The organism is Kitasatospora sp. NPDC059577 (genome assembly GCF_042735475.1).
Lineage (GTDB): Bacteria > Actinomycetota > Actinomycetes > Streptomycetales > Streptomycetaceae > Kitasatospora.
This window is the reverse complement of the sequence record NZ_JBHWBZ010000012.1, coordinates 45,622-62,899: the sequence shown is the minus strand read 5'-3', so window position 1 is coordinate 62,899 and position 17,278 is coordinate 45,622. Positions and strand designations below refer to the sequence as shown.

Annotated in this window: 13 protein-coding genes; 10 read left to right on the top strand and 3 right to left on the bottom strand. The window is 68.0% G+C overall.

Going from position 1 to position 17,278, the window contains the following annotated elements:
- Positions 1–155: 155 nt before the first annotated feature.
- Positions 156–1,979 (bottom strand): 1-deoxy-D-xylulose-5-phosphate synthase, encoded by a 1,824-nt coding sequence (locus ACFV0O_RS13180; RefSeq protein ID WP_380340438.1) that lies wholly within the window; start codon positions 1,977–1,979, stop codon positions 156–158.
- 112 nt (positions 1,980–2,091) lie between these two features.
- On the bottom strand, positions 2,092–3,042 hold the full coding sequence (ispH, locus tag ACFV0O_RS13175) for a 4-hydroxy-3-methylbut-2-enyl diphosphate reductase (protein ID WP_380340435.1): 951 nt from the start codon (positions 3,040–3,042) through the stop codon (positions 2,092–2,094).
- 513 nt (positions 3,043–3,555) lie between these two features.
- Between ispH and ACFV0O_RS13170 the strand changes: the two genes are divergently transcribed.
- Positions 3,556–4,467: an SAM-dependent methyltransferase gene (locus ACFV0O_RS13170; protein WP_380340433.1), complete on the top strand. Its 912-nt coding sequence runs from the start codon at positions 3,556–3,558 to the stop codon at positions 4,465–4,467.
- A 306-nt stretch (positions 4,468–4,773) separates the two neighbouring features.
- Positions 4,774–5,604, top strand: a complete 831-nt coding sequence (locus ACFV0O_RS13165) for a methyltransferase domain-containing protein (RefSeq protein WP_380340430.1) — start codon at positions 4,774–4,776, stop codon at positions 5,602–5,604.
- Positions 5,605–5,946: 342 nt separating this feature from the next.
- On the opposite strand, the gene ACFV0O_RS13160 is transcribed toward ACFV0O_RS13165, so the two are convergent.
- Positions 5,947–7,167 carry a cytochrome P450 gene (locus tag ACFV0O_RS13160; protein WP_380340427.1) on the bottom strand — a complete coding sequence of 407 codons (1,221 nt, stop codon included), beginning with the start codon at positions 7,165–7,167 and terminating at the stop codon, positions 5,947–5,949.
- Positions 7,168–7,941: 774 nt separating this feature from the next.
- Between ACFV0O_RS13160 and ACFV0O_RS13155 the strand changes: the two genes are divergently transcribed.
- The 8 genes from ACFV0O_RS13155 to ACFV0O_RS13120 all read left to right on the top strand — a co-directional run bounded on the left by ACFV0O_RS13155 (position 7,942) and on the right by ACFV0O_RS13120 (position 17,220).
- A complete protein-coding gene (locus tag ACFV0O_RS13155; RefSeq protein ID WP_380340424.1) occupies positions 7,942–8,898 on the top strand; it encodes a polyprenyl synthetase family protein in 957 nt (318 codons plus the stop codon).
- A 78-nt stretch (positions 8,899–8,976) separates the two neighbouring features.
- A complete protein-coding gene (locus ACFV0O_RS13150) occupies positions 8,977–10,131 on the top strand; it encodes a cytochrome P450 (protein WP_380340421.1) in 1,155 nt (384 codons plus the stop codon).
- Positions 10,132–10,237: 106 nt separating this feature from the next.
- Positions 10,238–11,038 (top strand): UbiA family prenyltransferase, encoded by an 801-nt coding sequence (locus ACFV0O_RS13145; RefSeq protein ID WP_380340418.1) that lies wholly within the window; start codon positions 10,238–10,240, stop codon positions 11,036–11,038.
- 14 nt (positions 11,039–11,052) lie between these two features.
- Positions 11,053–11,883, top strand: a complete 831-nt coding sequence (locus ACFV0O_RS13140) for an arylamine N-acetyltransferase (RefSeq protein ID WP_380340415.1) — start codon at positions 11,053–11,055, stop codon at positions 11,881–11,883.
- On the top strand, positions 11,883–14,003 hold the full coding sequence (pabB, locus tag ACFV0O_RS13135) for an aminodeoxychorismate synthase component I (RefSeq protein ID WP_380340412.1): 2,121 nt from the start codon (positions 11,883–11,885) through the stop codon (positions 14,001–14,003). The genes ACFV0O_RS13140 and pabB overlap by 1 nt, the downstream gene beginning before the upstream one ends.
- Positions 14,000–14,827, top strand: coding sequence for an aminotransferase class IV (locus ACFV0O_RS13130; protein ID WP_380340409.1), 828 nt, complete (start codon positions 14,000–14,002; stop codon positions 14,825–14,827). Before pabB ends, ACFV0O_RS13130 begins: the two co-directional genes overlap by 4 nt.
- A 13-nt stretch (positions 14,828–14,840) precedes the next feature.
- Entirely contained in the window at positions 14,841–15,770 is a 930-nt protein-coding gene (locus ACFV0O_RS13125; RefSeq protein WP_380340407.1) for a diiron oxygenase, read from the top strand.
- A 40-nt stretch (positions 15,771–15,810) separates the two neighbouring features.
- Positions 15,811–17,220, top strand: coding sequence for a class II 3-deoxy-7-phosphoheptulonate synthase (locus ACFV0O_RS13120; RefSeq protein WP_380340404.1), 1,410 nt, complete (start codon positions 15,811–15,813; stop codon positions 17,218–17,220).
- The last annotated feature ends 58 nt before the right edge of the window (positions 17,221–17,278 follow it).

The following is a 17,278-nucleotide window of genomic DNA, read 5'->3' as shown; positions in this document are numbered from 1 at the left end:
GCCGTGGACGTGGTGGTCACGACTGCACCGGCACCGGCGCGACGCCGCCAACCGGCACCTCGTGCCCGCCATGATCTGGCGGGAGGTCCGCCGCGTGGCCACCGAGAGGGAGACCTCGTCCTTGCGTGGCAAGGGCATTCCCAAATCGATGGTCGTCAATGTTCCTCCCCTGAATGAACCGGCCAGGTGCCGGGGTCGTCGATGTCTGCTGACGCCGGTGCGGCGTCGAGGCCGGTCAGCAGCCCCACCACGACCCTGGTGATGTTCTGCGCGGTCAGCCCGCAGGCGGCGAGCACCTCGGCCCTGGTGCCATGGCTGAGGAACCGCCTCGGGATGCCGAACTCGCGCAGCGGGGTGTGCACGTCGGCGTCCCGCAGCGCCTGCGCGATCGCGGAACCGACACCACCCGCGCGGCTGTTGTCCTCGACCGTGATCGCGAGCCGGTGGCGGCGGGCCAGGTCGGCCAGCGCGGGGTTGACCGGGGTGACCCATCTCGGGTCCACCACCGTCACCCCGATGCCCTGTGCCCGCCCACCGTCGGCGACGGTGAGCGCGAGGCCGGCCAGCGCACCTACCGCGATGATCAGCACGTCTAGCCGGCCGGAACGGCGCAGCACGTCAATCCCGTTGAACGTGGCGGTGGCGGGCAGGTCCTCACCGGCGGGGCCTTTGGGGAACCGCAGCAGTGTCGGACCTTCGTGCCACGCCACCGCCTCAGCCAGCAGTTCGGCCAGCCTGGTGCCGTCCCGCGGCGCCGCGATCCGCAGCCCCGGCACCACCTGCAGCACCGACAGGTCCCACATGCCGTTGTGGCTCGGCCCGTCGTCGCCGGTCACCCCGGACCGGTCGAGGACGAACGTCACCGGGCGGCGGTGCAGCGCGACGTCCATGAGCAGTTGGTCGAGCGCGCGGTTGACGAACGTGGAGTAGATGGCCACCACCGGGTGCACACCGCCCATGGACAACCCGGCGGCCATCGTGACCGCGTGCTGCTCGGCGATGCCGACGTCGATCACCCGGTGCGGAAACCTGCGCTGCAGCGGCAGGAGCCCGGTCGGCTCGGTCATCGCGGCCGTGATCGCCACGAGGTCGTTGCGCTGCTCGGCCAGTTCGACCAGCTTCTCGCCGAACACCGACGTGAACGACGGGGGCGATACCTTCAGTGCCTGCCCGGTGTACGGGTCCATCGGTTTGACGGCGTGGCCGAGATCGAGGTCATTGGTCTCGGTGTGCCGGTATCCCTTGCCCTTGGCGGTGATCACGTGCACCACCACCGGCCGGCCCAGTGCGACCGCGCGGCGCAGGGAGTCCTGGACGGCGGGGAGGTCGTGACCGTCGACGGGGCCGAGGTAACCGAGCCCGAGTTGTTCGAACACGCCCGGCCCGCGCCCGGCGCGCAGGTCGGCCAGGTGCTCGGCCACCCCGCCGACGGTCGGCGCGTAGGAGTGTTGGTTGTCGTTGAGCACGATGACGAGCGGCCGCTCCGGCCCGCCCGCGATGTTGTTGAGCGCCTCCCAGGCCATGCCGCCGGTCATCGCGCCGTCGCCGATGATCGCGACGGTCGCCCGGTCGCGTCGGCCGAGGTGGGCGTCCGCCCTGGCCAGCCCGTCCGCGTAGGACAGCGCGGTGGACGCGTGCGAGTTCTCCACCAGGTCGTGCTCGGACTCCTCCCGGCTCGGGTAGCCGGAGAGCCCGCCCGACTTACGCAGCCGGTCGAACCCGGCCTGGCGGCCCGTGAGGATCTTGTGCACGTAGGACTGGTGCCCGGTGTCCCACAGCAACCGGTCCCGCGGGGACTCGAACACCGTGTGCAACGCGATGGTCAGCTCGACCACACCCAGGTTGGGCCCGAGGTGTCCCCCGGTCGCGGAGACCCGCTCGATCAGGAACGCGCGGATCTCCCCGGCGAGGTCGCGCAGCTCCCCGGCGGTCAACTCACGCAGCCGCGCCGGGTCGCGCACGGTTTCCAGCAGCGCCATGTCGAACAGTGCTCCTCACCGGGCGTGGTGGGCGGCCGCGGCCGCCCACTCGGTCAGTTCGGGCCGACTGCCCGGCGCGATGCCGGTTCGGCCGACGATCGGTCCCGACCGGTCACGGCGCGTCCGCCACTCCGGTCAGCCGCGTGGGCGGGAAGAACACGATGTCCTCGGTCGCCACCCGTTCCACGGACGTGTCCGCGTAACCCAGTTCGGCGAGCCGGTCGAGCAGCTGGTCGACGAGGATCTCCGGCGCGCTCGCCCCGGCGCTCACGCCGACCGTGCTCACGCCGGCCAGCCACGTGGGGTCGAAGTGCGTCACGTCCGGCACCAGTTCAGCCCTGCCGCCGAGCCTGCGCGCCACCTCGACCATCCGGATCGAGTTGCTGGAGTTGGTCGAACCGACCACCAGCACCAGGTCGCAGCGGTCCACGATGGCCCGGATGCCGTCCTGGCGGTTCTGGCTGGCGTAACAGATGTCGTCGGTGGCGGGCCCGCGCAGGTCGATGAACCTGCCCTGGAGCACGGCGATGATGTCCCTGGTCTCGTCCACCGAGAGCGTGGTCTGGGTGAGGTAGGCGACTGCTGCGTCGGAGGGAAGGTCCAGTGCCTCCGCGTCGGCAACCGTCTCGACGATGATCGTCTGGTCGGGAGCGTGCCCGTAGGTGCCCTCGACCTCCTCGTGGTCCGCATGCCCGACCAGCAGCAACGTCCGCCCGTCGCGGGCGAACCGGCGGGCCTCCTGGTGCACCTTGGCCACCAGGGGGCAGGTCGCGTCGAGCACGTCCAGCCCGCGTGCCTCCGCGTTCTGCCGCACCTGCGGGGAGACGCCGTGCGCGGAGAAGACACACACCGCGCCCTCCGGTACCTCCTGCTCGGAATCGACGAACCGGACTCCCCGGCGCTGGAACTCGCGCACCACGTAGTGGTTATGCACGATCTCCTTGCGGACGTAGATCGGCGCGCCGTGCTGTTCCAGCGCGAGGTCGATGATGGCTATCGCCCGGCGTACACCGGCACACAAACTCCGTGGCTCGGCCAGCAGGACCCGCTTACCGTCACTCATCCCACTCCGTTCCGTGCCATGACGTTTGCGTTGAAACGCCTGGCCTGCGTTGCCGAACAGGGCATCCACGCCGGTCGGTAGAAACCGGGCCCTTCTGGGGAAGTCTTGTCTGCCGTTTGGTGCCGGCTTAATAGCCGGACTCGAAGTACGGCCTTGGGTGCCGCCCAGCAGCTACCCATCTGCACAGTACTCCAATCCAGTCCTCACACCGTCTCCGTTTGGGGTTTTTCCTAAAGTCGAAGCTGCTCACGCCGCGTCGTTGACACGACCAGGACTGTCCTCCAGGATGGCATCCAATTGCCGCCGCTCAATTTTGGGCGACTCAGGATTCCGGATCGTGAGAGCGGCCCTGCATTTCGAACGAGGCGCTGCTCGTGCCGCAAGCCACGGAATCCGGTCCGGCGATCCTCGTTAAACCACGTATCCTCGCCAAAATTCATGACGAGCGCAGCGCAACGACCGAAGCAGGCCATTCGCCAATGTCGTCGGCATCAGAGCTCTGGAGGAGTGACCGTGTCAAATCTGCTGGATGAACTTTCGAGTTCGCCTCAGGCAGCGCTGGAGCCTCAGGACGAGGTAAGAATCGTTGGCCAGTACTACGACGACAAAACAGCCAGGCTTGTCCGCAAATACGGGCCCGGCCCCAGGATTCACTACCACGTGGGTCACTACCCTTCGGCTGAAACGCCGCTGCATCCCGACGATGTGACGCCGGATGCCATTCGCCGCAGCATCCGGGACCACCAAGAGGGTCTGCTGCGGTACGCGGCCAAGATCTGGGGCGCTGAAAACCGGCTGTCGGGGCGAATCCTGGACGTCGGCTGCGGTCTCGGCGGGGGCTCGCTCTTCTGGGCGCAGGAGTACGGCGCCGACGTCACGGCGGTCACCAATGCGCCGGAACACGCGCCGATCGTCAACGAGTTCGCGCGGGAATGCGGCGTGGACGAGCGGGTCCGAACCCTGGTCTGTGATGCGATGCATCTCCCCCTGGACGGCCCCTATGACGCAGCAGTAGCGATCGAGAGCAGCGGATACTTCAACCGTCCGCAGTGGTTCGAGCGTCTGGCGCAGGTGCTTCGTCCGGGCGCGAGTGTGTGCATCGAGGAAGTGTTCATCACACGCCCTCACGGGGCCGATGTGTGGGCCGAATACTTCTACACGAAGCCGGCCACGGTGCTCGACTACGCAGAAGCCGCGCAGGCTGCGGGCTTCGAACTGGTCGATGAGGTCGACGCCACGTCAGAGACCCTGCCGTTCTGGGAGGAGAGTGTCGCCTGGACGAAGGCGGTACTGGACACCGACAGCAGCCTCTCTGCAGTTGACCGCAGGAACCTGAGGATATCTCTGCTGGCGAACCAGGCGCTCTGCGCTGAATGGCAAGCAGGAGGCATGCAGCTGGGCTTCTTGCGCTTCGAGCGTAAGTGAGCGCGAAGAGTAGCAGACAGCCAGTTTGTTGACCTGGCAGCACTGGTTACCAGTGGTTGTCAGTAGATCACGCAGGCGCTGGGCTGGGGTTTCCCAGCCCAGCGCAGCGGGTTTCCGCCCGCCTTTCGATGTGACTGCCGCCTAGGTGTCGCCAACCATCTCCTCGACGCGTTCCCCGGCTTGTGGCTCGCGGTCGACCCGCAGGATCTGCGGTGGCGTACCAACACGATCATTCGCGGGCTCACCGCCGGTACGGCTGAACCGCCGCCGACTTCCCGCCACCTTCACGACGATACGGAGTTCCTCATGACGCTCGGACAGTCTCCCGCTCACAGCGACGTCCGCAACGTGTACGACGGGTTCGGTCGGATCTACGGTTCCGTCTGGGGCCCCAATATCCACTACGGCTACTGGGAGAACGAGGCCGACGACAGCTCCGTCGAGGTGGCCACGGACCGCCTGACCGACCTGATGATCTCTGGTCTCGCCGCACAGGCCGGCCAGCGGGTCCTGGACATCGGCTGCGGCATCGGCTACCCCGCGCAGCGGCTCGTCCGCACTTGTGACGTGAACGTGGTGGGCATCACCGTCAGCCACATCCAGGTGGAGGAGGCCACGGAACTCGCCGCCGAGGCCGGGCTCGCCGACCGGGCCACGTTCCAGTTCGCGGACGCGATGGACATGCCCTTCCCCGACGGCTCGTTCGACGCGGCCTGGGCGTTCGAGTCGATGTGGCACATGCCCGACCGGGCCCAGGTGCTCTCCGAGGCCGCCCGCGTGCTGCGCCCCGGCGGCCGCCTCGCCATCGCCGACGTCATCCAGCGCGACCCGATCAGCCCTGAGGGACGCGTGGTCCTGGACCACATCTCCGAGAACTACGCGGTGCGCTCCCTGGGCACTGTGGACGAATACCGGGTGGCGTTGGCCGCCAACGGTTTCGTCGACGTGGAGATCCGTGACATCACCGACAACGTCATCCGTACCCTCGGGCTCATGGCCGACGCCTTTGATACTGTCCGCGACAAGCTGGCCGACCTGGTCGGCGAGGAGCACGCCGAGTCGCTCATCCACAACGTGCGCAGGTTCGGGGCCATCCCGGAGAGCGGCTACCTCTTCCTGACCGCGGTCCGCGCCTGACCGCGGGCGCCGTCCCCGGTTCTCAGCTCGGCGTCTCATGGCGCAAGGCTGGGGTCGAGGTACTTCCTGACGCTTCCTGAACAGGGCCCTCCGGCGGTTGAGCGAGATGTCTGACGTCTCAACTCGATTTCCGGAGGGCCTCGTTGTTTGTCCATCCTGCATCACCGGACCTGCCGCACGGCCCATCAGCAGTCCGACAAGCCGAAACGGCCCGCCAGTTCAACTGACGGGCCGTCACACCGTGCTGGGGCTAGCCGGCATCCGGATCTGTGGAACCCAGGGTCCTCACCGCAGGGGTCAGCGTGTCGTCCAGATCCCCGACGACCGCCCGGATGCCCGTCCTCACTGCCGTACCCGCAACTCGGTCAACGCCCGAAGCGGAAACACTGGCCGGTGATGTGGCGGCTGCCCTGGCGCCAGGGTCAGACCCGGCATCCTGGTGGCGATGGCCTCTACCGCGATCTCCAGTTCCGCGCGGGCGAATCCGGCTCCGAGGCAGAAATGGATGCCGTGCCCGAACGCGAGATGCGTGGCAGACCGGCTGTCCGGACTGAACGCGGCCGGACATGCGCGAGAGCGGCTGTCCCGGCCGGCCGCTCCGTACAGCAGAAGCAGCCGACTCCCCGCGGCCAGGTGGACGCCACCGACCACTACGTCACGGACCGCGGTCCGGTACATGCCCGCCAGCGGGCTGTCGAACCGCAGCCCCTCCTCGACGAGGTCCCGTACGGCGATCGTCCGGTCGACGACCTCGGCCCAGCCGCCGGGTGACTGAAGCTGCTGGTAGAGGATCGTGCCGAGCGCCTCGGCACAGGTCATGTGTCCCGCGAAGATCAGGGTGGGGACCTGGACGGAAACCTCGTCAGCGGTGAGCGTGCGGCCCGCCTTGCCGTCGTGGAGCAGCTCACTGATCAGGTCGTCCTGCGGTGCGGCCAGCCGCTCCTGCACGAGTGAACGGGCGAACGCTCCGAAGTCCATCAGCCCGCGGGCGAATTCACGCAGCCGCTCAGGATCGGCGTTGCTCTGCGACATCATGAGCTCGATGCGCTGCTCGGACCACGTGCGGCAGCGGTCGTAGTAATCCTCCGGGACCCCGAGACGCCGGCAGATCACCTCGAGGGCGTACGGAACGGCGAACGCCGAGATGAAGTCGAATTCCGTCAAGACCGCGGCACGCTCGACGAGGTCGGTGGCGATCGCACGGATCGTGGGTTCGAACGCTCTGACCCTGGCCGGCGTGAACCCGGCGTTGAGCACTTCCCTGACCCTGGCGTGCTCGGGCGGGTCGAGTGAGCCGACGGCCACCGCATCAGCGCCGCGCCAGGTGCGGAACATCCGACTCACGTCCTCGGGCAGTGCGGCCGCGGGACGAGGGTTGTGGTCACGCGCCGAGAAGCCCTGGTCGTCCCGCAGCACGGCAACCATGTCCTCGCGCCGGGTGACGCACCACGCGCCGAGCAAAGGGGCGTAGAACACCGGTTCCGTCTCTCCGATGTCGGCCAGAAATGAATACGGGTCGTCGCGATGTGCGCCGTACGGGTCGAACGACCTGACTTCATGCAATTGCTCAGAATCAACTGGCATAGCCATTCAGCCTCTCAAGCTTTCAGTGAACCATTCCCGGCAATGATCAGTGACGTCGTGTGATACTGCTCGGCCCGCCGGGGCGACCCAGGGTCGCAACGTCCGCCCGTCGCGGGCGAACCGGCGGGCCTCCTGGTGCACCTCGGCCACCAGGGGGCAGGTCGAGCACGTCCAGCGCGCGCCGTGCTGTTCCAGCGCGAGGTCGATGACGGCTATCGCCAGGCGTACACCGGCACAGAAACCGAGCCCTTCTCAGGAAGTCTTGTCTGCCGTTTGGTGCCGGCTTAATAGCCGGACTCGAAGTACGGCCTCGGGTGCCGCCCAGCAGCTACCAATCTGCACAGTACTCCAATCCAGTCCCCACACCGTCTCCGTTTGGGGTTTTTCCTAAAGTCGAAGCTGCCCACGCCGCGTCGTTGACACGACGGGAGAGGTCGTTCAGGATGACAGGCGGAACGATCACGCAAATTCCGGTGCATCACTCCGGGTCCGGATTGCGCGTAGCTGCGGGAGCTGCCTACGCATTGACCTGTAGTGAGATCGGGTGATCATGAGCTTTGCGCAATCATTCGTCCATCCAGCGCAGTGATTTCCAGTGGTGCAATTCGCGAACGCCATGCGCGTAGGCTCTGACCACGAATTGGGAAGGCGCGCGACCGAAGGAGAATCCCGATCAGCGCACTCGACACCTCGTCGACCGGGCTCCAAGCCTTCCTGTCGCCGAAGATGGTGCAATCCACGGTACTGCCCGTTATGCGGCAGCAGACTTCCGCACTGCAGCCGATCCTGGCCCGGATCTGCTCCTACCACCTCGGCTTCATCGACGAACACGGTGACCCCAGCGGTGCGGAGGGCGGCAAGCTGACCCGCGCCGCCCTCATGATGGCGGCGGCTGATGGCGTCGGCCTACGGCCGGAGGACGTGCGGTGCCAGGCGGCAGCACTGGAGTTGCTGCACAACTCGACCCTGATCCACGACGACATCATCGACGCGGACGAGCTGCGTCGCGGCCGCCCGGCCGCGTGGAAGGTGTTCGGCACCAGTCTGGCCATCCTGGCCGGGGACGCGTTGCAGGCTCTTGGGCTGCAGATGGTCGTCGCCGACCCCGGCCCCGGCCGTGCGGAAATCTCCAGCCTGTTCGCCGAAGCCCTCGGTCTGGTTCTCGCGGGCCAGGCTCGCGAGCTCACCGTCCGGCTGGGTCCGGGCACAGGCATCGCGGAGTACGACCGGATCGTGGAGGAGAAGACGTCCGCGCTGCTGGAGTGCGCGCTGGTGACGCCCGCATTGCGGGCGGGCAGACCGGAGCACGTCCTGACTGCCCTGCGCAGCGCAGGCCGGCATCTGGGCCTGGCTTTTCAGATCTTCAACGACGTCGAGGACATCTGGGGCGACCCCGCAGTGACCGGCAAGCCCGTCCGGAGCGACATCCTGCGGCGCAACCCTTCTTTTCCGGTGCTGGCGGCCTTGTCCACCGACAGCCCGGCCGGCGAACGACTGCGCCAGCTGTGGCACGCCGACGGCAGCACGGCAGCGGACCTCCAGGAGATGGCCGACCTCGTCGAGGAATCCGGCAGCCGGCACACGGCCGAGCAGCTGTCCCGCAGCCATCTGGACTCGGCTCTGGAGCACCTCGGACGAGCCGAGCTGTCCCCGGCCGCGTCCGCCGAACTGACCGCCTTGTTCGACCGCATCGTCAATCGCACGCCATGACGTACATCGTGATCATCCTCGACAAGGTGGTCTGAACCTCGATTCCGGCGGAGGCCGTCAGTGAGTACCCCAGCTCAATTGCCTTTCGAGCAGACGAATGTGCTGCAACTCGCGCCAGGGCTGCGCACGCTCCAATCCCAGGGCGCGGTCCATCGGGTTCGTACTGCCGAGGGCGTCGAGGCGTGGCTGGTCACCGGTCATGCCCAGGTGGCGCAGCTGCTCGACGATGGCCGGCTCAGCCGCTCCAATCCCGATCCGGAGGCCGCGGCGAAGGACAGCGGGTCGGCGTTCCTCGCCGGCCTGCTGGGCGACTTCGCCACCGACCACGCTCGGTTGCGTGCGCTACTGGAGCCGCACTTCTCACCCGAGCGGATGCTGGCGCTGCGGCCCCACGTCGAAGAACTGACCGGGCGGCTCCTGGACGAACTGGCCGGGCAGAAGTCACCGGTGGACCTGCGCCAGATGTTGGCGCTGCCGCTGCCGCTTCAGGTGATGTGCCAGTGGTTGGGCGTACCCCGGGAGGACAAGGACCGGTTCGGCAGCTGGATCCAGGACGCCGCCAACGTCGGGGACCCGGTCAGGTCCAAGCAGGGACTGGGCGAGTTGTTCGGCTACTGCAGGCAACTCGTCGCGGACAAACGGCAGAATCCCGGCGATGACGTGATCTCCCGGATCTGCGCGACCGAGGGGATCAGCGACAACGAGGTCCTCGGGCTGACGGCGTTGTTGCTGTTCGGTGGCTATGAGACCACGGTGGCCCGGATCGGCACCTGCGTGTCGCTGCTGCTGGCCAATCCCGAGCAGTGGCAGGCGTTGCTGGACGACCCGGGCCTCGTCCCCGGCGCGGTCGAGGAAACCCTGCGGATGTCGATGCCGAACCCGCACAACGGCGGCATGCCCCGTTATGCGCTGACGGACTTCGAGATCGACGGAGTCACCATCCGGGCCGGCGACTTCGTACTGCTGAACATCATCGCGGCCAACCACGACGAGACGGCCTTCGCCGACCCCGGCCGGATCGATGTCGCTCGCAACACCGCGGACAGCCTCGTGTTCGGGCGCGGCGCCTACTCCTGCGTCGGCGCGATGCTGGCCCGGATGCAGCTGCAGGTGTTGCTCACCCAGCTCGTCGCGCGATTCCCCACCATGCGTCTGGCTGTCGGTGTGGAGGAGCTGGGGCTGCGCCACAACACGCTGATCGGCGGGTTGGTCCAGCTTCCGGTGACCTGGTGATTGGATCCTGATGCTGCACAAGATATCTACCGGCGTAGTCACGAAGAGCCCGGATTCAGTCCGCGCATATCTCCTGTTGATGCGACTGGACCGGCCTACGGGGTACGTGCTGTACCTGCTTCCAGGGCTGTGGGCCGTCGTCCTCGCCTCCGGGCGACGACCGGACCTGCTGGCGGTGGTGGTCGTCGCTGTCGCGGCGGTGCTGGTGCGCGGCGCGGCCTGCGCGGTCAACGACGTGGTCGACAGGGACGTCGACGCCCGGGTCGCCCGCACCGTGTCGCGTCCTGTCGCGTCGGGGACGATCAGCGTCGGGAACGCACTCCTGTTCGCCGCCGCACAGGCCGTGGTCGCACTGCTGGTCCTGGCGGTGGCGAACGTGGGGACAGCCCTGGTCGTCGGGGCCTCGTACCCGTTGATCGTCGCGTACCCCTTCATGAAGCGCATCTTCTTCTGGCCCTCGGCGTTCCTGGCGCTGGTGATGAGCGTCTACGTGCTGATCGGCTGGACGGCGGTGACCGGGAGCGCCGACTACCCGCTCGCGGTGTACGGCCTGTACGCCGGCGGGGCCTTCTGGACCCTGATTCACGACACGATCTACTCCCATCAGGACAAGGAGTACGACCGGAACATCGGTGTCAGGTCTTCCGCCCTGCTGTTCGGCAAGGCCACCAAGGCGTGGCTGGCGATTTTCGTCGTGCTCAGCGTCGGCGGCGTGCTGTGGGCCGGTTCCCAGACGTCGATGGGGTGGGCGTTCTATCTGATCGTCGTGCTCGCGGGAATCTTCTTGTCCTATCTGGTCGTACGTGTGGACCTGGATGATCCGCAATCGTGCTGGGACACCTTCGTCGCCAACACGTACTTCGGCTGGATCGTTCTCGCGGCCGCGGTCGCCGGGCAGTTCACATGAAGGATGAGCTACGTATGACGGATTCGATGTGGCAGAGCAGTGGCGTCGACCTGGACGCCTACCTGACCCGCGTGGGCTACCAGGGCGACGTGGCTGCGGACCTCTCCACGCTGCGGGGTCTGCACGCCGCCCACGTCGACGCGATCGCCTTCGACAACCTCGACGCGGTGCTCGGGCGGCCGACGGTGCCGTTGGACCTGGACAGCGTCCAGGAGAAGATCGTGCGACAGGGCCGCGGCGGCTGGTGCCTGGAACAGGTCGTCCTGATGGCGGCAGTGCTGGACCGGATCGGCTTCACGTTCTCGGCGTTCGCGGGCAGGACACGGATCCGCACCGGGAACAAGTTCGGTCCGGCACTCCACGTAGCCCTGTGCGTGCAGCTCGACGACGAACGCTGGATCTTCGACGTGGGTTTCGGTGCATACGGGCCGCACGTCCCCATCCGCCTCGCCGAGAACTCGCGGCTGGACGGCGATTGGCCCTTCGACGTGGTGCGGGAACCGAGTGGTGAACACGTGCTGCGGTTCCTTCGACCTGAGGGTCCCGCAGAGCTCTACGGTTTCACCACCGACGCGCGCTATCCGTCGGACTTCGAGCTCCTCAACCATTTCTGCCTGACTCACCCGCGCTCGCCGTTCAACCACCGGATGGTCCTCCAGCGCACTCAGCCCGACGTGAGGCACCTCCTCGTCGGCAGCACTCTCACGGAGATACGTCCCGCAGAGCCGGCGACCTTCCGGGAACTCGACAAGGACGAGACGCTTTCCGCTCCCGAGGAGATCTTCGGGATCACCTTGGAACCGGGCGACGTCCGAACGCTCCGGAAGATCTTGGACGGCCCGTGATGCGTACCTTGCTGCTGGACAACTACGACTCGTACACCTTCAACCTGTACCAGTTGATCGCCGAGATCAACGGCCAGGAGCCCGTCGTCATGGTCAACGACGATCCGATGTTGTCAAGCCTGCGGCTGGAGGACTTCGACAACATCGTCGTCTCGCCCGGCCCTGGACAGCCGCAGAACCCGCGCGACGTCGGCCTCCTCGGCGACCTGCTGCGTCGCACCACGCTGCCCGTGCTGGGCGTCTGCCTCGGCCATCAGATGATCGCGCACCTGGCCGGAGCGTCGGTGGTCGCCGCGCCCGAACCGAGACACGGGCACCTCGCCAAGGTCTCCCACGAGGGAGATCCGCTGTTCGCCGGCATTCCGCGGGAATTCGTCGCGGTTCGCTACCACTCGCTGTGCGTGCAGGAGCCCCTGCCCGAGGAGCTCATCGCCACCGCGTGGGCAGACGACGGTGTACTCATGGCGCTGCGTCACCGCGATCTGCCGCAGTGGGGCGTGCAGTTCCACCCCGAGTCGATAGCTTCCCAGCACGGGCGTGAGATCCTGCGGAACTTCGCCGATCTGACCCGCCGGACGCAGCACAAACAACGGCCCTCCGTCACCGACACCGGAACGGACACGGACACCGGCACCGGCACCGCACTGGCCGGCGAGACGCCCGGCGCGGTCGAGGAACTGGGAATCATCAGCACGGCCGTGCCGACCGCCGCCGATTCCGAGGCCATCTTTCTGAAGCTCTTCGACAACACCCCGCACTGCTTCTGGCTGGACAGCAGCCGGGTGGAGGAGGGCCTGTCCCGGTTCTCGTTCCTCGGCGACACGTCAGGTCCGCTCAGCGAGGTCCTGACCTACCGCACCGGCAGCGGGACAGTGGAAGTGCGCGACGCGAACAGCGTCGGCATCGTCACCGGCAGCGTGTTCGACGTCCTCGAACAGCGGCTGCGCGACCGGCGCATCCCCGACTCGGACCTGCCGTTCGACCTGACCGGCGGCTACGTCGGCTACTTCGGCTACGAACTCAAGGCCGAATGCGGGGCCACGGCCAGCCACACCGCCGAAACGCCGGACGCCATCTGGATGTTCGCCGATCGCGTCATCGCGGTCGACCACCAGGAGGGACTAACCTACCTGGTGGCCGTCCACGACGAGAAGACCCGGCGTGACGCGCAGGAGTGGGTGGAACGGACGTCCGCGCTCCTGACGGGCCTGAACCCGGCCGATGTCGAGCCGCCGCGCGAACCCGCCGCCGGCCCGCCCCCGAATGCCGAGGAGTACCTTGGCCGCGGCCGGAGCCAGTACCTGGCGGACATCACGGAGTGCCAGCGGCAGCTGAACCGGGGCGAGAGCTACGAGATCTGCCTGACCAACAAGTTGCACATGCCGTTCCATGACGACGACACGTCCTTCTACCTGCGGCTGCGCCGGGCGAACCCGGCACCGTACGCCGCGCTCCTACGCCTGGGCGACGTCACGGTCTTCAGCTCCTCGCCGGAGCGGTTCCTGCGCATCGAGAGGGACCGCACGGTCACCAGCAAGCCGATCAAGGGCACGGCCCCGCGCGACGCCGACCCGGTGCGCGACGCCGAACTGGCCGCCGTCCTCGCCTCCAGCGCCAAGACTCAGGCCGAGAACCTGATGATCGTCGACCTGTTGCGCAACGACCTGGGCCGGGTGTGCGAGGTGGGCAGCATCGAGGTCGACCCGTACCTGGCCGTCGAGAGCTACGAGACCGTGCACCAACTGGTCTCCACCGTTCGCGGACGGCTCAGTGACGGGGTCAGCGCGATGGACTGCGCCCGGCAGTGCTTCCCGGGCGGGTCGATGACCGGAGCGCCGAAGCTGCGCACCATGGAGATCATCGACCGCTTGGAGACGGAGGCCCGGGGTGTCTACTCCGGCGCCCTCGGCTACTTCGGCCTCTCCGGCGGCACGGAACTGAACATCGTGATCCGCACCGCGGTCCGTGTCGGTGACCGGTTGACCATCGGAGCCGGCGGGGCGATAGTGCTCGACTCCCACCCGCACGAGGAGTACGAGGAGATGCTGCTCAAGGCGGCGGCGTCGCTCCGAGCCTGGCGTGCGCCGGCGGTGTCGGACGTGGGCGGCTCCCGACGATGAACACGGCAAAGAGCACGGCCACCGACCAGGGCCTCCGCCGGTGCTGGGACCCCGATGGCGGATGGTCGACGGCCGACGCCGCCGGGACGGTGCTGGTCATCGACTCCTGGCTCGTGGACGAGGGGCGGGTGCGGGGACTCGACCGGCACGCCGAACGCTTCGGTTCGGCCTGCGACCGGTTCGGCGGACCGGGAGCCGAACGGACGAACCGGTTCCTGCGGGCGGTCGCCGAGTCGCTGCCCGCGCAAGGCCGATGGTTTCCTCGCGTCGAACTCGTGGAGACCGGGTCGGGAACGCGGCTGTGGATGTGGCTGCGCCCCGCGCCACCGCGCACCGCGACCGTTCGGTTGTGGACCGCGGCGGGACCCGACCGCCGTCGACTGCCGGCCGTCAAGGGCGCCGACCTGGATCACCTGGCCTCCCTACGCGCTGCCGCGGCTGCGGCGGGAGCTGACGAGCCGGTGCTGGTCTCGACGGAAGGGCATGTGGTCGAAGGGGCGTCCACGAGCATCGTCTGGTGGCGGGGCGACACGCTGTGCGGGCCACCACCCGGCCCCGGCCTGCTCCCCGGGATCACCCGCGCCCTGCTCGGCGAGCTCGCCGCCACGGCAGGGCACCAGGTCGTCACCGAGCAGGCCACCGCGTCGGATCTCGCCGGCGTCCCCGTCTGGACGCTGAACGCCCTGCACGGCATCCGGCCGGTCAACGAGGGGCTGGGCCGGTTCCAGGACACGGACGCCGCAGCGGCCGAGCGCTGGCAGTCGCGCCTGGCCGCGCTCGCCGTTGCGGCCGACGCCTCGCTGATTCCTGTGGTGAACCCATGAAGGAGGTTTCCCGATGACCTCGGCACGTGAAGAGCCCACGTACGAACGCGACTTGCTGGTGCAGCTGACGCGCCGCTGGGGGAAGCGAGTGGCCGTCAAGAAGGACGAGCTCGACCTCGACGGTCACTTCGACACGGCGATGCCGGACTTCCCCGAACGCCTCGTCCCGGTGCTGGGACTGCCGGGTGCCGACCGGCTCGACCAGGACGCTCGCGAGCGCATCCTGTCCGCGGCGTGGATCTCCTACAACGCCAAGACCGCGGCCATCGAGGACGAGATCATCTTGCCGGCCTGCCGGTTGATGCTCCAGGAACGGATCCCCGTCCGCCACGACGACGTCGCCGTCGACGCGCTGCACCAGACGATCATCGATGAGCACTACCACATCCTGATGTGCCACAACGCCGTCGGCGTGACCCGCAGGCGGCGCGACCTGACGGACCTGCGGTTCGCGCCGGGCGTCTGGTCGGTCGTCCGGGAGCTGGAAGCCACCCGCGCCGGGCTGTCCGGGTTCGACCGCGACATCGTCGACATCGCGTTCTCCCTGGCCGCCGAGACGACGATCAACGGGTTCCTCTCCACACTCGCCACCGCCCAGGAGATCCAGCCGATGAACCGGATCACCACCGATCTGCACCGGCGGGACGAGAGCGGACACGCGGTGGTGTTCCGTGAGTTGTGCGGCTCGCTCTACCGGAACCTGGACGGCGCACTGCAGCGGACGTTCCGCGAAGCGCTCGTCGCCGGGCTGACCGCGTTCCGCTCCGCGGACCTGGACCCCTGGGTGACCGTGGCGGCCCAGGGCGGCTTCGAGATCGACACCGATCAGCTGAGCGAGTGGGCCGCCTCCCGTCCCGTGCCCGCGCGGGACACCGGACCGTTGCAGCTGCTGCTCGACGACCTGGGCATCAGCCACGATCTCGTCGAGATGGTCCACCCATGACCGCCCCGCACCGTTGAGCCGTGAGAAGCGGACGGAGATCATGTTGACCCCCACCGGCGAAGCCGCCGCGCACTGGCGCACACTTGTCGCCCATCAGCGGCCGGAGTGGCCCAGCCTGGCTGAGCTCGGCGACGTGATGGATCAGCTGGCAGCCGTGCTCCCGTTGGTCACGCCGCAGGAGTGCGACACGTTCACCGCACGACTCGCCCAGGCGGCAGAGGGCAAAGCGTTCCTGCTGCAGGGTGGCGACTGCGCCGAACGCTTCGGCCGCCTCTCGACGCAGGCGATTCACAGCAAACTACGCCTCCTGCAGCAGATGGCCGTGATCCTGGCGTACGCGTCGGCGGTGCCGGTGGTCACGGTGGGCCGGATGGCCGGGCAGTACGCGAAGCCCCGATCCCGGCCGACCGAGACCGTCGACGGGCGCACGCTGCCGGTCTACCGGGGCGACGCGGTGAACGGCGTCGGCTTCAGCCAGGCCGAACGACGGCCGGACCCGTCCCGGCTGCTTCGGATGTACGACGCTTCGCGCTACACCCTGGACGCCATGCGCGCATTCGCCCGTGTCGGCACCGATCTACGCCAACTGCACGAGGAGAACCAGGACTTCGTCTCACGCTCGGCTGCCGGTGAACGCTACGGCGAACTCGCCGGTCGAATCGGCCGGGCACTGTCCTCCAAGGACGCGCGCGGCGGCGATCCGTCGCGCACCACGGAGTTGTTCGCCAGCCACGAGGGACTGCTGCTCGACTACGAGGCCGCGCTGACCCGTTACGAGCCGCGTTCCGGCCGAAGGTACGCGGGCAGCGGCCACATGCTGTGGATCGGCGACCGCACCAGACAGCTCGACGGCGCCCACGTCGCCTACTTCGCGACCATCGACAACCCGATCGCGGTGAAGCTGGGCCCTGCCACCACGCCCGAGCAGGCGCTGGCCCTGATCGACCGCCTCGACCCCGACCGGCGGCCGGGCCGGCTGACGTTCATCGTGCGCATGGGCGCACACCGCGTGCGGCACCTGCTGCCGGAACTCGTGGAGAAGGTCACGGCTTCCGGCGCGCCGGTGGTGTGGGTGTGCGATCCGATGCACGGCAACACCTTCGAGGCGCCCAGCGGGCACAAGACCAGGCGGTTCGACGACATCCTCGCCGAGGTCGCCGGCTTCTTCGAGGTGCACCAGGCGCTCGGCACCCACGCCGGCGGACTGCACGTGGAGCTGACCGGCGAGGACGTGACCGAGTGCGTCGGCGGCGGCGCCGATCTGGGTTTCGATGACCTGCACCGCAGGTACGAGTCGGCGTGCGACCCGCGCCTCAACGGAGGCCAGGCGCTTGACCTGGCCTTCCTGGTAGCCGAGATGTTCAACCCGGGAGCAACCGGCGTCGTGGCACCGGAGGCAGCGGTGAACGCCGCGGCCCAGGGCGCAAGTCACAGCAACTCTCCCGCCTAGTTCGCCGCGTGAAACCAGCAACATTTTCGAGTGCCCACGCTCTCGCGATCATGTAATC

Excerpts from the sequence above, each read along its gene's own strand:
- ispH (WP_380340435.1), bottom strand. The coding sequence starts at position 3,042 with ATGAGTGACGGTAAGCGGGTCCTGCTGGCCGAGCCACGGAGTTTGTGT.
- ACFV0O_RS13130 (WP_380340409.1), top strand. The coding sequence starts at position 14,000 with ATGAACACGGCAAAGAGCACGGCCACCGACCAGGGCCTCCGCCGGTGC.
- pabB (WP_380340412.1), top strand. The coding sequence starts at position 11,883 with ATGCGTACCTTGCTGCTGGACAACTACGACTCGTACACCTTCAACCTG.
- ACFV0O_RS13120 (WP_380340404.1), top strand. The coding sequence starts at position 15,811 with ATGTTGACCCCCACCGGCGAAGCCGCCGCGCACTGGCGCACACTTGTC.
- ACFV0O_RS13140 (WP_380340415.1), top strand. The coding sequence starts at position 11,053 with ATGACGGATTCGATGTGGCAGAGCAGTGGCGTCGACCTGGACGCCTAC.
- ACFV0O_RS13180 (WP_380340438.1), bottom strand. The coding sequence starts at position 1,979 with ATGGCGCTGCTGGAAACCGTGCGCGACCCGGCGCGGCTGCGTGAGTTG.
- ACFV0O_RS13155 (WP_380340424.1), top strand. The coding sequence starts at position 7,942 with ATGCGGCAGCAGACTTCCGCACTGCAGCCGATCCTGGCCCGGATCTGC.
- ACFV0O_RS13125 (WP_380340407.1), top strand. The coding sequence starts at position 14,841 with ATGACCTCGGCACGTGAAGAGCCCACGTACGAACGCGACTTGCTGGTG.
- ACFV0O_RS13165 (WP_380340430.1), top strand. The coding sequence starts at position 4,774 with ATGACGCTCGGACAGTCTCCCGCTCACAGCGACGTCCGCAACGTGTAC.